The following is a 14,022-nucleotide window of genomic DNA, read 5'->3' as shown; positions in this document are numbered from 1 at the left end:
TCGCTCCGGTCAGTTCTGCAACGACGCTTCGACGACGTCGACGGCCTCGCACAATTTGGCGGCGAGCAGGGTCTGGTCGTGCTCTTCCGCCAGCCGGATCTGCGCCAGCAGCTGGTCGCGCATATGCTGCAGCACGAGGAAATGCTGCGTCGTGGCCCCGGTCGCGCCATGGGCGCCGTCGCCCGCCTGCAGCGCCTCGACGACGCAGGACAGGCCGACGGGCTTTTCGCAGCGGGCGACATGCGCATAGGCGGCCGGCACGTCCGCCGGATCGTTGCCGGTGGTGAAGATGCATCGCGTGCCCCTGGCGAGCAGCCGGTCGACGACGGGATAGACCTTGTGCCGCCCGAGGTTGATGTCGAGCAGCGCGCCGTCGATCGCGCTCTCGCGGTCGAGCAGCGCCAGCGCCTGCGCGACGGACGGGACCGGGCCGATGACGATGGCGCCCGCGCGCCGCAGGCTGCGTTCCATCGCCTCGGCGACGGTATATTCGTCCTCCACCACCAGAAGGCAGCGATCCTGCAACAGCGCTTCAGCCATCCTCATTGTCCTTGTCTGTGCGTGTCGAGACGACCGGCACGGCGATCCTACAATGCACGCCATCGCGGGTGAACGCATATTCGGTGCGCGCGCCCAATTGGTAGGGGAGCGCCCGTTCAATGAGCTGGCGCCCGTATCCCCCCGACGGCGGCGTGCCGGTCGGGACGGGCAGGTCGACGTCGCTTTCCCGCCAGTCGACGTGCAGCCACGGCACGCCGTCGGCCTCGCGAGCGACATGCCATGCGATCGCCAGCCGGCCCCGCCCGCCCCGCAGCGCGCCATATTTGACCGCGTTCGTCGCCAGCTCGTGGATCGCCAGCGCGAGGCTCTGCACCGCACCGGAGCGGAGCGGTACGTCCGCCGGGCCGCTGAGCGTCAGATGCGCGTCGCCGCCGTGCCTGCCGATGGCGCCATGCGCGAGCAGCTCGGCATCGAGCAGCTCCCCGAACGTCACGCGGCGGCCGGTCGCGGTGCAGGACAGCAGCGCCTGCACCCGGGACAGCGCCGACAGCCGCTCGCCGAACCCGGCCTCGAACGCCGCGAGCGAGGGGGCGCCGTCGATCATCCGGTCCGCGATCGACCGGATGACGGCGATCAGGTTGCGGGTCCGGTGCTGCAGCTCGACGACCATGACGTCCTGGCGGTCCTGCGCCTCGCGCAGGGCGTTGATGTCGTTCGAGGTGCCGAGCCATTCGACGATGGCGCCATGGTCGTCGCACACCGGCACGGCGCGCGTGCTGAACCAGCGGTAGACGCCGTCCGCGCGCCGCAGCCTGTGTTCGATGTCGAAGCCGCCCCGCGCCTCCGCCTGCGCCCACGCCCACTCCGCGGCGGCGCGATCGTCGGGGTGGAGCATCGCCAGCCACGCCGCGCCATGGCTGGCCCGTTCCGGTTGCCCGGTGAAGGCCGCCCATTGCGGGCTCGCCCAGTTCCACATGCCGCCCGGGGACGCGCGCCAGAGCAGCTGCGGCCCCCCGTCGACCAGCGCGCGCATCCGGCGTTCGTTGTCGGTCACGGCGCGTTCAAGCCGTTTGCGCGCGTCGATGTCGATGTTCATGCCGACCCATTTCTCGACATGGCCGGTGGCGTCCAGCAAGGGGATCGCGCGCGCATTGACCCAGCGATACGTGCCGTCGCGCAGCCGCAGCCGATATTCGAGGTTGGTGCTGCGATCATGGTCGCGCGCGTCCTGCCATTGCGCCGTCACCGGCGCCCGATCGTCGGGGTGGATCGCCTGCATCCAGCCGAAGCCGCGAAACGCCTCGTAGCTCTGCCCGGTCAGGCGGCGCCAGCTCGGGCTGTCGACCGTCACTTTGCCGTCCCTCGGCGCCTCCCACGTCGCGATCGCGATACCGTCGACGAGCAGCTGCGCGCGCGCCTGCGCTTCGCGCAACGCCGCATCCCTGCGGCGCAGCCGCGCCTTGGCCCGGGCATGTTCGACCGCGACCCACGTCCGCTCCGCGGCCTCGCGGACGAGGCGGACGTCGCCCGCGCTCCAGGCACGCGGCGCATGGTGCTGGACCGTCAGCGCGGTGACGAGCCGGCCGTTCCTCATCACCGGCACGCCCAGGCGGCTGCGAATGTCCAGATCCCGCCATTTCGCCCGCAGCGCGTCCGCGTCGGCCTCCTGCTCGACGTCGGCGACCGCGACCACCTGCCCGGCCTGCAGCGGGGTGAGGTCGTCGCCGAACTGCCCGGCATCGTGCAGCCCGACGAAGCTGGCCGTGTCGGCGGTGCGATACTCCGCCGCGACGACGATATGGTGCCGGTCGTCATCCTCGATGAATTCGACATAGGTGCAACGATCGATCGCCAGATAGGCGCCGAGCAGGTCGACCGCGCAGTCGGCGATCGCCGCGGGATCGTCCAGCGGCCGGATCGCGTCGCTCAGCTGCAACAGCAGCGCCTGGCTCCGCTCGCCCTCGCGGCGCGCTTCCGACAGGCGCTTGAGCGCGTCGATATCGCTGATGACGCTTGCCTGTCCTGTGACGGTGCCGGCGGCATCGCGGACCGGCACGGTCGCGACGCGCACCCACAGTTCGTCGCCATCGTCATCGGTGTAGAGCATTTCCTGCCCCGGCACGACGCTCTCTCCCCGTTGCGCGCGCGCGCCGGGGAAGTCGGCCGGCAGCAGGCTGCGGCCCTCCGCATCCCAGCCGCGCCAGCGCGCGACGCGCGTCCGGTCGCGCGACGGCATCACACCGGTCGGGCAGAAGCGCAGATATTCGGCGTTGGAGGTGACGATCCGGCCCTCCGCATCGATCATCGCCACCCCGACGGGAACGCTGGCGAGCAGCGCCGCAAGCCGCGCCTCGCTGTGCTGGAGCGCCGCCTCGGCCGCCGCGAGCCGCTCCGGAAGTCCGGGATTATCTGCCGATGTATCCATGGCTTATCCAACGCGCGACACGCGAGAATGGCAGCCGCGGGGGCGGGATGACCCGCGCGTCGTTACCGGACGTTAACCAGATCGCGCCTATGCCCGACGGGTGAGCCATCAGGCCACACGGACAGCAGGACAGCCCCGACCGCACGCGTATCCGGTGATCGGGGCTGTCTTGGCGCCGGCTGCGGCGCATTCTCAGTCGATCCGGCCGAGCAGCGCCCCGAGGTCCGCGTCCCGCGCGGCGGCGTCGTCCGCCAGCATGTCCGCGCGATCCGCATAATCATCCGCCAGATCCGCATGCGCGGTGCGCGCCATACAGGCGGCCGCGTCGGCGGCGGCGCGCTCGTCGGCCGCCCGCCGGCGCAGATAGGCGATGTCGTCCGGGTCGTCGGGGCTCATCCGTCTGAGGTGGGGATTGCGATCCGTTCGGCAAGCGCCGGCGCGCAGGTCGGATTGGAAATTATGACTTTACATATGCTTAGCTGTCGCCCGATACCAAGTGGAGGCCGCTCGCCGCGATGGCGGGCCGACAGCGCGGGATTGTTCAGGTGGGTTGCATCCGGCTGCTGATTATCGAGGATTCCGCTACCGCCCGGGCGATCATCGAACAGATCGTGATCCAGGATCCGGGTGCCGAGATCGTCGGCGTCGCCGCCTCGTCGGAGCAGGCGAAAGTGCTGCTGCGCACCCTCAAGCCCAACGTCATCACCCTCGATCTGCATATGCCGGGCATCGGCGGGCTGGCGTTCCTCGACGATTTCGGCGGGCCGCGCCACGCGCCCATCGTCGTGCTGTCGTCGTCGACCACCAAGGGATCGGCGGTCGCCCGGGAATCGATCAAGCGCGGTGCGACCGCGTGCTTCGACAAGGCGGCGCTGACCCGCGAGGCGTCGCGCTTCCGGCAGGCGTTGCGCCGCGCCATCGCGCGCCACGACCGGGCGGCGACGGCCAGCGTCTACGGCTAGGGCTGACTACCCCCGGAGCGTTACGCCCTGGCCGGCGCATGCATCAGCCGGCGATATTCCTGTTCCGGGCGACCATAGGTATCGCTGGCCAGCTGCATCAGCTTGGCGCGATCGTGGACGACGATCTTCGCGCGCAGCGCCCGGATGGCGCGCTCTTCCTCGAGGCGGTGCATCGCATCGGTGACGCTGCTGCGGCGGACGCCGAGCATCAGGCGGAATTCCTCGTGCGTCATGTTGATCTCGTCCGCCTGGACGCGGTCGTGATACAGCAGGATCCAGCGTGCCATGCGCCGCTCGATCGGATGCGCCAGCGACGACACGATCGTCCGCCCCATCTGCAGCATGAAGACGTGGACGAAGCGGAGCAATGCGGACCGCAGCGTCGCGCTGGCCTCGACCGCGTCGAGCAGGGCGGGCGCGGCGATGCGCAGCGCCTGGCCGCGTTCGGCGCGCATCGTCACGTCATAAGGCGAGCGGTCGTCGCCGAGCAGCAGCGGCCAGCCGAGGAATCCCTCCGCGCCGACCAGCCCGATCGCATAGCGCCGGTCGTCCTCCAGCGAATCGAGCACCCCGGCGATCCCCTGTTCGAGGAAGCACAGGCTCTCGATCGGCTCGCCCGCATGCGTGATGACGTCGCCGACCGCGAACGACACCGGTTCCAGATGCGGCGTCAGCAGCGCGCGATCCGCCGCCGACAGGCTGGCGAGCAGCCGGTTGCCCACCCGGTCCGCCGCCGGGGTCGCCGGGTCGGGACCGCCATGGTCGGTGATCGGGGTGACGTTGGACATGACTTTCGTTCCGCTCGCTCGCTGCCGCCGGGCGCACTTTGCCCGGTATCGTACAGAAACGTTGCGGGCGGCCGTCTGTTCACCTTTCGATACAACAGGAGAGCCTATGTCCATTCCGTCCAGCCGCCCGATGCCGAGGGCGATGTTCGCCGCCGCGCTGCTCACCGCCTCGGCGGGCGTGTCCGCCCAGTCGGCCCGGTCGCCCGCCGCGCCGCCGCCGCCCGCGCCACCGGCCACCCCGGTGCAGCCGGCCAAGGCGTCGCCCGACATGCAGGCGGTGCTGGACGCGCTCGCGGGGCTTGGGGGCAAGGCGATCGAGACGCTGACCCCGGCGGAGGCGCGCACGCAGCCGTCTGCCGCCGACGGCGCCAAGGCGGTGATGGCGAGCAAGGGCCTACCGACCACGCCCGACGCGACGGTGACGACGCAGGACGTACCCTATGGCGCCGATGCCAAGCAGTTCGCCCGCGTCTACAAGCTCGCGGCCGCACCGGCTGGGGCGAAACTGCCGGTGGTCGTCTATTATCACGGCGGCGGCTGGGTAATCGCCGATGTCGCGACCTATGACGCCGCGCCGCGCGCGATGGCGAAGGCGCTGAACGCGATCGTGGTTTCGGTCGAATATCGCCACGCGCCCGAATTCAAGTTTCCCGCGCAGCATGACGACGCCGCCGCCGCGTATCGCTGGACGCTGCAGAACGCCGCGAGCTGGGGCGGCGATCCGGCGAAGATCGCGGTCGCGGGCGAGAGCGCCGGCGGCAATCTGGCGGTCGCGACCGCCATCTATGCGCGCGACAACGGCCTGACCGTGCCGCGTCACATCGTCTCGGTCTATCCGATCGCCAACAGCAGCATGACGCTGCCGTCGCGCCGCGATTCGGCGAATGCGAAGCCGCTCAACACCCCGATGCTCGGCTGGTTCGGCTATTACTACCAGACCAGCAAGGTGGACGCTCAGGACCCGCGCCTCAACCTCGTCGCCGCCAACCTGCGCGGCCTGCCGCCGACGACGATCATCAATGCGCAGATCGACCCGCTCCGCTCCGATGGCGAAACCCTGGCCGCGGCGATGCGGTCGGCGGGCGTCCGGGTCGAGCAGAAGACCTATCCGGGCGTCACGCACGAATTCTTCGGCATGGCGCAGGTCGTGCGCGGCGCGAAGGATGCCAACGATCTGGCGGTCGCCCGGCTGAAGGCGGCGCTGGCCGGCCCGCCGGCGCGCCGCTGAACCCCGCTCCTGCCAGACAAGGATAGCTCCGATGACCGACGCCCCCGTCCGCTACCACCCCGATGTCGAGACGATCCAGCCCGACGAACGCGAAACGGTGCAGCAGCTCTGTTCCGCGTTCGACGTGATCCTCGAACGGACCGCCGAGGATTACGGCCATGCCGTCCGCTCGGTCCATGCCAAGGCGCATGGCGTGCTGTCCGGCGAGCTGACGGTGGACGCCGGCCTGTCGCCCGAACTGGCGCAGGGTCTGTTCGCCGCGCCGGGCACGCACAAGGTGCTGCTGCGCCTGTCGACCAATGCCGGCGATCTGCTGCCCGATGCGATCAGCCTGCCGCGCGGCCTGGCGATGAAGGTGTTCGACGTCGACGGCGATCGCCTGCCCGGTTCGGAAGGCAATGCGCAGGACTTCGTCATGGTCAACGGTACGGTCTTTCAGGCGAAGACCGCGGACAAGTTCCTCGGCAACCTCAAGCTGCTGGCGAAGACCACGGACCGGATCGAGGGCACGAAGACGGTGATGTCCTCGGTGCTGCGCGGCGTGCGCGGGGTGCTGGAGGCGGTCGGGATCGAGAGCGCGGCGATCAATTCTTTGGGCGGTGCGCCGAATGTTGAGCCGCTCGGCGAGACCTATTACAGCGTCACGCCGTTCCGCTACGGCGACTATATCGCCAAGTTCAGCCTGAAGCCGGTCGCGCCGGCGATGACCGCGCTGACCGGTGAGACGATCCATGTCGACGGGCGCGAGGATGCGATCCGCGAGGACGTCCGCAGCGAAATGGTCGGGATCGACGCGGAATGGGAGTTCCGCGTCCAGTTGTGCCGCGACCTCGAACGGCAGCCGATCGAGGACCCGACGGTCGAATGGGACGAGGCGGAGGCGCCGTTCCACAAGGTCGGCACCGTCCGCGTCGCGGCGCAGGACAGCTGGGATGCCGCGCAGGTGCAGCAGATCAACGAGGAGACGCGGTTCGCGATCTGGACGGGGATCGCGGCGCACCAGCCGCTCGGCAACATCAACCGCGCCCGCAACGAACCCTATCGCCATTCGGCGGACTTCCGCGCGCGGGTCAACGCCTGCCCGTATCACGAACCTTCTGCCTGATGGCGGTGCCGCGCCATCGCATCGACCATGATCCCGACCCCTACAGACGAGAGACACGCATGACCCATCCAGCCACCCCCCGGCGCTTTCAGGACAAGGTCGTCCTCATCACCGGCGCGGCGTCGGGGATCGGCGAGGGCGCCGCCCGACGCTTCGCGGCCGAGGGTGCGACGCTGGTCCTCGGCGATGTCGACGGCGACGCGCTGGCCAGCGTCGCCGCCGGCCTCGATGACGATGTCGAAACGCGCGTCACCGACGTGCGGGATCCCGCGGCCTGCGACGCGCTCGTCGCGCAGGCGATCGCGCGGTTCGGCCGCGTCGACGTGCTGGTCAACGATGCCGGCGTCGATCATCTCGGCAAGCTGGACGAGGGCGATCTGTCGGCCTTCACCAAGGTCATCGAAACCGACCTGTACGGCGTCGTCCACATGAGCCGCGCGGCGATCGCCGCCCTGCGTGCCGCGAAGGGCTGTATCGTCAACGTCTCGTCGGTGTCGGGGCTCGGCGGCGACTGGAACCACAGCTTCTATTGCGCGGCCAAGGGTGCGGTGACCAATTTCACCCGCGCGCTCGCGATGGACGAGGCCGCGCACGGCGTCCGCGTCAATGCGGTCAATCCGTCGCTGACCTATACCGCGCTGACCGCGGGGATGAAGGAGCAGCCCGAGCTGATCACCAAGTTCGAGGAGCGCATTCCGATGGGCCGCGGTGCCGAGCCCGACGATATCGCCGGCGTCATCGCCTTCCTCGCCAGCGAGGATGCGCGGTTCGTGACGGGGGTCAATCTGCCCGTCGATGGCGGCCTGAGCGCGTCGAACGGTCAGCCGCCGCTCAGCTGACGATTCCGGGAGAGGCAGGATATGAACGGCAGACGGATGGCCGGTGCGATCGCCGGCGGACTGGTCGCGGGGCTCGGCATCACCGCGATGCTGATCGCGGGCGAGCGGAAGAGCGGGACGCCGTCGGAACTCGCGATGCTGGAGCGCGCCGGTGCGCGCGGCCTCGGGGTGACGGTGCCGCCCGACGATGCGCTGCCGTCGTCCGGCGAGCAGGCGGTGATCCAGGGCGGGCATCTGCTGCTGTCGGCAGCCGCGGGCGCGATCTATGCCGCGACGGTCAATGAGGATGCGGGCGTCCTCCCCAGCGGCATCGCATTCGGCCTCGCCTTCTACGCGGTGGCGCACTGGGTCGCCGGTCCTTTGCTCGGGCTGAAGCGGCCCGAATGGGAATCGGATGCGACGACGATCGGCATGCACACCGCCAATCACCTCGTCTTCGGCCTCGCCACCGCGGCGGGCGCGAAGGCCGCGGCGCGCGCGTGACGGCGCGCGCCGGGTCGAGGAGAATGCGGGGACGTCAGGCGAGCGTCAGCCCCACGTCGACATTGCCGCGCGTCGCGTTCGAATAGGGGCAGATCTGGTGCGCGGTATCGACCAGCCGCTGTGCCGCCTCGCGCTCGATGCCGGGCAGCGACACGGTCAGGTCGGCGGTGATGCCGAACCCGCCCGCCGCGCGCGGACCGATGCCGACCTTGGCGGTGACCGCGACGTCGTCGGGCAGCTTTACCTTCAATTGCTGTCCGGCGACCTTCAGCGCGCCGATGAAACAGGCGGAATAGCCCGCCGCGAACAGCTGCTCGGGATTGCTGCCGTCGCCGCCGGCGCCGCCGAGCTCTTTCGGGGTCGAGAGCTTCACGTCGAAACGGCCATCCTCGGACCGGGCGTGGCCGTCGCGGCCGCCCGTCGCGGTGGCCATCGTGCTGTACTTGACGTCGATCGACATGCGGTGTCTCCAATTGATTATCGCGATAAGCATCTAGACGCGGCGGATCGGCTTGTCCAGCTATTTGCCGCGATAATCTTTTGCGTGCTATGGGTCGCTTAGGAGAGCTCTGATGCCCGAACCCCTGATGCCCGAACCGTTGCCACTCGACGAACAGCTCTGTTTCTCGCTGTACGCCGCCACGATCGCGATCAACCGCGCCTACAAGCCGCTGCTCGACCGGCTCGGCATCACCTATCCGCAATTCCTGGTGCTGCAGGTGCTGAACGGGGCCGAGGAGGGCTGCGCGATCGGCGAGATTGGCGAGCGGCTGGCGCTGGAGCCGAGCACGATCACCCCGCTCGCCAAGCGGCTGGAGGCGGCGGGGCTGGTCACGCGGTTGCGCAATCCCGCCGACGAACGGCAGGTGCGCGTCCGCCTGACCGAGGCGGGGAAGGTGCGCTGGGCGGAAACGGGATGCCTCGCGCCGATGATCGTCGAGCGGAGCGGCATGACGCCCGACCGGCTCGCCGCGCTCAACCGCGAGGTGGCGGCGTTGCGGCGCGCGCTCGCCGCCGACGCGGCGGCGGCCTGAGCGGACGGCGGCGCTAGACGGGGTCGATCGCAAGCATCAGCCGGTGCCGGCCGGTCCCCGCGATCGGCGGCGAGCGATGGAGGATCGCGGGGTCTTCGACCAGCAGCCGCCCCTTGAAGACGGCGACGGCGCCGGTCGGCACCTGCTCGACCGCGTCCGGATCGGCGGTCCCGATCCATTGCGTTCCCGGGCCGTGGAGCGTGACCAGCAGCCGCAGCGTCACCCGGTCGGCGTGGAAGCAGCGGCAGGCATCCGTCGTCACGATCTCCAGCCGGATCCGCAGCCGCTCGACCGGCGCGAGGCGGGCGAGATGGTCCGCCGACAGGCCGATCTCGGTCGCCAGCATCAGCGCGGTCGCCTGGTCGTAGCCCGCCCCGCCGAGCAACACTGCGACCGCGATCGTCGCGCTGTCGGTGTGGACGACCGCATCGATGTCGTCGACGCTGTCCGGGTCCAGCGCCGCAAGGTCGGCGACTAGCGCCGCGGGGAGGGCGCGATCCCAGATTGCCAGCGCACGATCGGGAGCGAGGATGGTCTGCAGGACGTCCGCGCTATCGCCGCGCGCGACCGGATCGGCGAGCGTCGTCGCCATCACGCGGGCTCTGCCACGCGCTCGCCCCACGTCGGGAACGGATCGCGCATGTCGGTCCACAGCTGCGGGGTGAACGCCGCCGCGCCGACCAGACAGGCGTCGAGCCGGCGGCGGATGCGCGCCTCGTCCATGCCGATGCCGATGAAGACCAGCTCCTGCCGCCGGTCGCCCCATATCGCATCCCAATGGCCCGCGACGAAGCGTTCGAACCGCTCGTCGTCGTCCGGCAATTGGTGCTTCGGGATCGACGCCCACCAGCGGCCGAGGCGCGAGGTCATCGTCTCGCTGCCCGCGACCGCCAGCTCGCCGACCCAGTCGGGCCGCGTCGCCAGCCAGAAATGCCCCTTCGCGCGCACGACGTGATCGAGGCCGCCATCGGTTAGAAAGGCGTGGAACCGGGCGGGATCGAACGGGCGGCGCGCGCGATAGACGAAGCTTTCGATGCCATATTCGTCGGTTTCCGGCTGATGCTGCGCATAGCCGTACAGCTCCTTGGCCCAGAGCGGGTGGCGGCTCGCCTGCTCCTCGTCGAACAGCCCGGTGTCGAGGATCGCGTCGAGCGGCACCTGCGCATGGTCGCAGGCGACGATCCGCGCATCGGCATTGAGGCTGGCGACCAGCTTCTTCACCGTCGCGAGCTGTTCGGCGGACACCGACGAGGCCTTGTTGACCACGATCACGTCGGCGAACTCGATCTGTTCGGCGAGCAGCCCGACGAGGCTGCGAGTATCGTCCTCGCCCAGGCTCTCGCCCCGGTCGGCGAGGAAATCCCTGCTCGAGTAATCGGACAGCAGGTTGAGCGCGTCGACCACCGTCACCATCGTGTCGAGCCGCGCGACGTCGCCGAGGCAGGCGCCGGCCTCGTCGCGGAACGAGAAGGTGGTGGCGACCGGCAAGGGTTCGGAAATGCCGGTGCTTTCGATCACCAGACTGTCGAACCGGCCCGCCTCGGCGAGTTGCCGCACTTCGGCCAGCAAATCGTCGCGTAGCGTGCAGCAGATGCAGCCGTTGGTCATCTCGACCAGCGCCTCCTCGCTCCGCGACAGCGCCGCCTCGCCGCCGCGGACGAGATCGGCGTCGATGTTGACCTCGCTCATGTCGTTGACGATCACCGCCACGCGCCGTCCGCCGCGGTTGGCGAGGATGTGATTGAGCAACGTCGTCTTTCCGGCCCCCAGAAAGCCCGACAGCACTGTTACCGGCAGGCGTGCGTCGCCTTGCATGGCAGTCTCCAATGATATGTTGTATCATTGGATAGGGATGCGGCACCGCCCTGTCCAGCCCGGCAGGGTACGGCGACGCGATCGTGCGGCGATCCGGTCGGTCGGCGCGGTTCAGCCGACCAGCGCGGCGACGCCGCAGCGCGCACCCGGCACCCGCACGTCGGCCTGCCCGACGCGGATGCCCGCCACCTGCTGCACCTGGTCGAGCAGCAGGTCGAGCGCCGGGGTGGCGCCGAACAAGGCGGTGAGCAGCGGCGTGGTGAGCGGCGAGGTGCTGATCGGAATCCCCAGCGCGGTGATCCGCAGATCCAGCCGCTGCAACAGCGAGGCCACCAGCCCGCCGGTCAGCGACGAGGCGTTGACCGTCCGCACCGCATTGGCGGTGATGTCGGCGGCGGAGAATTGCAGCCGCTGCCAGGTCGATCCGGCCAGCTGGATGTCCGCCAGCCCCTTCACGCTGGTCAGCGGCAGGTTCAGCAGCGTGGCATATTGCGACGGCAGCGGCGTCTCCATGGCATAGAAGGCCGGATCGGCGACCGAGGCGATCATCGCCCGCCCGGGCGAGGCGCGCGCATCGACGGAGACGCTCGCGCCGTCGCTGCCACAGGTGACCGCGGCCAGCCGCGCCTCCGCGCTCGCCCCTTCGATCACGATCGGCAGTTCCGCCGCGGCGAGGCCGATGCCGAGCACGTCGATCCGCGCGGTCACGCCGATCCGCATCTGCGCGGTGCTCACCGTCACCGACGCGTCGCGGCCGACCTTGATCCACGGCGAGGTCGCCGACCGGCTGCCGATCGCCATCCGGACGCCGGTCGAGGCGAGCCCCGGCACCTGCGCGCCGAGGTTGAGCGTCACCTGCCGGTCGCCGCCGGTGCCGATCAGTGCCTCGCGCAGCAGCGCGTCGGCGGCGACCTTGACCGGCGGCGGCGCCGCACTGGTGCCGAGGTCGATCAGCCGGCGGACGTCGACCCGCGTCGCCGGCACCTTCAGCGCGACCCGCCGCAGCACCGCGGCGGCACCCGGCGACGTCGCCGCATCCGCCATCGCGGTGACCAGGGTCGGCAGCTCGACGCTGGCCGCCGCGGTACCACCCTGCGATCCCAGGCTGACGCCGGCGCGGGTCTGCAACAGCCGCGACAGCGCGAGGATATCGACATTGGCGTCGACCAGCGCGTTATAGTCGGCGACCGACAGGTTGAGATCGACCCCGGCGAGCGACGACAGCAACGCGCCCGGCACGCCGCCCTGCACGCTGGCGAGCCGCGATCCGATGCTGATCGCCGCCTCGCCGGTGCGGGCCGCGGTCGCCGTCGCCTGCAGGTCCTGATAGCGCCGGCCGGTCAGCACGCCGGCGAAGAACAGCGGCACCCGCCGCCCGAGCACCACCCGCACCGCGGTGCGTTCGTCGGCGCCGGCCCGGAACCGGGCCGCGGGGGCGAGGCTGCGATCCGCGGAATAGCTGCCGGGCTGCGCGGTGACGAGCGTGACGCCGGACGCCCCCTCCACCGCAATTAGCTGGCTGGCGGTGGTCGCCGCATTGGCGGTGCCGACGCTGACCATCGCGGCGCGATCCGCGAGGCCCTGCAACTGCTGCTTGCGCATCACCAGCGAGCCGTAATCGACCGCGGTGGCGGCGCCGCCCATGAAGATCAGGATGAGGAAGACCGATAGAACCGAAACGCTGGCCTTTCGCGACGCCAGAAGCCCGCGCGCGTCGCGGCGCATCACAATCCGCCCAGCAGGATGCTGGCGCGCTGGACGATCCGCGACGGCGGCGCGGGCACGAACGGCAGCCTCAGGTTCGCGTCGCTGCCCGCGTCATAGGTAACGGTGACGGTCAGCCGGTTCGCCTGTTCGACGACGCTCACCTGCGCCTGCCGCATGTCGTAGCGACCGATCGCCTTCAGATTGTCGGTCGCCTTGTTGATCGCCATCGTCTGCCGCTCGGCGGCGTCCAGCCCCGCGATCGACGCGCGCGCGCCGTCGCTGGCGGCATGCTGCACCCCGTTGGCGAGAAGATACCACCAGGAATAGGAGATGATGCCGAAGCTGAAGAGCATCAGGATCGGGATCAGGATCGCGAATTCGATCAATACGGCGCCGGTCCGATCCGCCCATATCTTGCGTATCGGGCGGGAGATGGCAGTATCGTATTGGGTACCCAAGCATGCGCACAGAGTTGGCGTTCCGTCCTTCGGAACCATAAAGCTCCTCCCTCGCACGGAAATTTCGGCGGATCGGGCTAAAAAATACCTAATAAATCATTATGGTTGTAGTTCGTGCGCCAACAGCGTGAGCGCGCGTGCCATGTCTTGCGCCGGGTGCATGCAGCCCCTGCGCAGGCGCCGACATGCTTTGCAGCGTCGCATCCGGGCGGTGTCGCGGCAGCACCGTGCATCGGGCGCTGCGATACTGGTCGCGCAGCGCGGATCGGTGTAGCCGGTGGGCGAGGGTTCCAGAGGTCGCGCGCCCCGCGCGACCCAATGCCCCTGCGGAGCGACCGACATACCACGCAAACCGAACTACGACTTCGAGCGCCGCGAGCGCGAACGGGCCAAGGCCGCCGAATCCGCGAAGAAGGCGCAAGCCAAGGCGGACAAGCGGGAGGCGGATCGCGGTGCGGCGGAGGCGGACCCGTCGCGCGATCCGTGACGCGCGACCCGCAAGGGCCCGGTCGCCAGCACCGCCGGCGCGCGCCTCAGGGCCAATCGACATTCAGTCCTGACGGCCTGCAAACGGCGGTTTCGCGTGCTTCCGGTGCTCACGTACCGTTAGTATGCTGCGCTCCGGGTCACACAAAACCACCGTTTTCGGCACGTCATCTTCTGAATGTCGATTGGCC

General features: G+C 69.7%; 16 protein-coding genes. 7 read left to right on the top strand and 9 right to left on the bottom strand.

What is annotated here, in order from left to right:
- Positions 1-9 precede the first annotated feature (9 nt).
- The 3 genes from AC1RTO_RS18970 to AC1RTO_RS18960 all read right to left on the bottom strand — a co-directional run bounded on the left by AC1RTO_RS18970 (position 10) and on the right by AC1RTO_RS18960 (position 3,322).
- Positions 10-540 carry a response regulator gene (locus tag AC1RTO_RS18970; RefSeq protein WP_493162401.1) on the bottom strand — a complete coding sequence of 177 codons (531 nt, stop codon included), beginning with the start codon at positions 538-540 and terminating at the stop codon, positions 10-12.
- Positions 533-2,926 (bottom strand): PAS domain-containing protein, encoded by a 2,394-nt coding sequence (locus AC1RTO_RS18965; protein WP_493162400.1) that lies wholly within the window; start codon positions 2,924-2,926, stop codon positions 533-535. Before AC1RTO_RS18965 ends, AC1RTO_RS18970 begins: the two co-directional genes overlap by 8 nt.
- 192 nt (positions 2,927-3,118) lie before the next feature.
- Positions 3,119-3,322, bottom strand: coding sequence for a hypothetical protein (locus AC1RTO_RS18960; protein ID WP_493162398.1), 204 nt, complete (start codon positions 3,320-3,322; stop codon positions 3,119-3,121).
- Positions 3,323-3,471: 149 nt separating this feature from the next.
- Here AC1RTO_RS18960 and AC1RTO_RS18955 point away from each other — a divergent pair, with 149 nt between their 5' ends.
- Positions 3,472-3,888, top strand: a complete 417-nt coding sequence (locus AC1RTO_RS18955; protein ID WP_493162397.1) for a response regulator — start codon at positions 3,472-3,474, stop codon at positions 3,886-3,888.
- A gap of 20 nt (positions 3,889-3,908) precedes the next feature.
- Here the strand turns inward: AC1RTO_RS18955 and AC1RTO_RS18950 are convergent, their stop codons facing one another.
- Positions 3,909-4,676, bottom strand: a complete 768-nt coding sequence (locus AC1RTO_RS18950) for a Crp/Fnr family transcriptional regulator (RefSeq protein ID WP_493162396.1) — start codon at positions 4,674-4,676, stop codon at positions 3,909-3,911.
- Positions 4,677-4,782: 106 nt separating this feature from the next.
- Here AC1RTO_RS18950 and AC1RTO_RS18945 point away from each other — a divergent pair, with 106 nt between their 5' ends.
- The 4 genes from AC1RTO_RS18945 to AC1RTO_RS18930 are packed head-to-tail and all read left to right on the top strand — an operon-like array spanning position 4,783 to position 8,331.
- On the top strand, positions 4,783-5,904 hold the full coding sequence (locus AC1RTO_RS18945; RefSeq protein ID WP_493162395.1) for an alpha/beta hydrolase: 1,122 nt from the start codon (positions 4,783-4,785) through the stop codon (positions 5,902-5,904).
- A 31-nt stretch (positions 5,905-5,935) separates the two neighbouring features.
- Positions 5,936-7,009 carry a catalase family protein gene (locus AC1RTO_RS18940; protein WP_493162394.1) on the top strand — a complete coding sequence of 358 codons (1,074 nt, stop codon included), beginning with the start codon at positions 5,936-5,938 and terminating at the stop codon, positions 7,007-7,009.
- Positions 7,010-7,068: 59 nt separating this feature from the next.
- Complete coding sequence (gene budC / locus AC1RTO_RS18935) at positions 7,069-7,848, top strand: meso-2,3-butanediol dehydrogenase (protein ID WP_493162393.1); 780 nt, start codon at positions 7,069-7,071, stop codon at positions 7,846-7,848.
- A 21-nt stretch (positions 7,849-7,869) separates the two neighbouring features.
- On the top strand, positions 7,870-8,331 hold the full coding sequence (locus AC1RTO_RS18930) for a hypothetical protein (protein ID WP_493162392.1): 462 nt from the start codon (positions 7,870-7,872) through the stop codon (positions 8,329-8,331).
- 34 nt (positions 8,332-8,365) lie between these two features.
- Here the strand turns inward: AC1RTO_RS18930 and AC1RTO_RS18925 are convergent, their stop codons facing one another.
- Positions 8,366-8,791, bottom strand: coding sequence for an organic hydroperoxide resistance protein (locus AC1RTO_RS18925; protein WP_493162391.1), 426 nt, complete (start codon positions 8,789-8,791; stop codon positions 8,366-8,368).
- 127 nt (positions 8,792-8,918) lie between these two features.
- On the opposite strand from AC1RTO_RS18925, the gene AC1RTO_RS18920 reads away from it, so the two are divergent.
- Positions 8,919-9,365, top strand: a complete 447-nt coding sequence (locus AC1RTO_RS18920) for a MarR family winged helix-turn-helix transcriptional regulator (RefSeq protein WP_493162431.1) — start codon at positions 8,919-8,921, stop codon at positions 9,363-9,365.
- Positions 9,366-9,378: 13 nt separating this feature from the next.
- Here the strand turns inward: AC1RTO_RS18920 and AC1RTO_RS18915 are convergent, their stop codons facing one another.
- The 4 genes from AC1RTO_RS18915 to AC1RTO_RS18900 all read right to left on the bottom strand — a co-directional run bounded on the left by AC1RTO_RS18915 (position 9,379) and on the right by AC1RTO_RS18900 (position 13,273).
- The gene (locus AC1RTO_RS18915) at positions 9,379-9,957 is read right to left on the bottom strand and encodes a DUF1826 domain-containing protein (protein WP_493162390.1); all 579 of its coding nucleotides are present in this window, start codon (positions 9,955-9,957) and stop codon (positions 9,379-9,381) included.
- A complete protein-coding gene (locus tag AC1RTO_RS18910) occupies positions 9,957-11,180 on the bottom strand; it encodes a GTP-binding protein (protein ID WP_493162389.1) in 1,224 nt (407 codons plus the stop codon). The genes AC1RTO_RS18915 and AC1RTO_RS18910 overlap by 1 nt, the downstream gene beginning before the upstream one ends.
- Positions 11,181-11,291: 111 nt before the next feature.
- Positions 11,292-12,905, bottom strand: a complete 1,614-nt coding sequence (locus AC1RTO_RS18905; protein WP_493162388.1) for a TadG family pilus assembly protein — start codon at positions 12,903-12,905, stop codon at positions 11,292-11,294.
- On the bottom strand, positions 12,905-13,273 hold the full coding sequence (locus AC1RTO_RS18900) for a TadE/TadG family type IV pilus assembly protein (RefSeq protein WP_493162387.1): 369 nt from the start codon (positions 13,271-13,273) through the stop codon (positions 12,905-12,907). The genes AC1RTO_RS18905 and AC1RTO_RS18900 overlap by 1 nt, the downstream gene beginning before the upstream one ends.
- Positions 13,274-13,622: 349 nt before the next feature.
- Between AC1RTO_RS18900 and AC1RTO_RS18895 the strand changes: the two genes are divergently transcribed.
- Positions 13,623-13,832, top strand: coding sequence for a hypothetical protein (locus AC1RTO_RS18895; protein ID WP_493162386.1), 210 nt, complete (start codon positions 13,623-13,625; stop codon positions 13,830-13,832).
- The last annotated feature ends 190 nt before the right edge of the window (positions 13,833-14,022 follow it).

This window comes from Sphingomonas sp. GW821-FHT10F09 (genome assembly GCF_058809195.1).
This window is presented reverse-complemented; position numbering and strand designations above follow the sequence as displayed.